Source organism: Rhizorhapis sp. SPR117 (genome assembly GCF_021742065.1).
This window is the reverse complement of the sequence record NZ_JAKKIE010000218.1, coordinates 1-684: the sequence shown is the minus strand read 5'-3', so window position 1 is coordinate 684 and position 684 is coordinate 1. Positions and strand designations below refer to the sequence as shown.

Sequence of the window (684 nt, the reverse complement as noted above, 5' to 3'; positions counted from 1 at the left end):
CCGTATGAACAGACGTGCCGCTATCCACGGCTCTCCGGTTCCCCTGCGAGAGTGGGTTTTCCAGAAAGCTCGCGATGAGCATGGGCACGCGACACCTTATCGGTTGCGTTCGGACCGGAGCGGCGTCGACGGAAGATCGATCGCCGCCCCAAGCCTCTTCGCTCAGGAGACGGCTTCAAGAGCCAGGGCAACGCCCTGCCCGCCCCCGATGCAAAGCGTGACAAGCCCGCGCCTGAGCCCGTCGCGCCGCATCGACTCGAGCAGCCGCGTCGTCAGCACCGCGCCCGTCGCGCCGATCGGATGGCCATGGGCGATCGCCCCGCCTTCGACATTGACGATGTCCTCCGGCAGCCCGAGTTCCCGTACGACGGCGATGGCGATCGCGGCAAAGGCTTCGTTGATCTCGACCCGTTCGAGATCCGACACCGACCAGCCCGCACGGGTGAGCGCCTGGCGCACGGCCGGGACCGGCCCCAGCCCGAACAGTCCGGGCTCCACCGCACCCACGCCGAAAGCGACCAGCCGACCGACCGGAGCAACGCCGTGCTGGCTGGCCCAGTCCTCGCTCGCCACGATCATCGCCGCCGCGCCGGTATTGAGGCCGGGCGCATTGCCTGCCGTGATTGTTCCTTCCGGACGAAAGGCCGGCTTGAGGTGGGCGAGGCTTTCGAGCGTCGCATCCGG

The 684-nt window shown here is 68.4% G+C and carries 1 pseudogene; it reads right to left on the bottom strand.

What is annotated here, in order from left to right:
- Positions 1–162 precede the first annotated feature (162 nt).
- Positions 163–684: pseudogene (locus L3X40_RS22070) on the bottom strand (thiolase family protein); the annotation flags it as partial.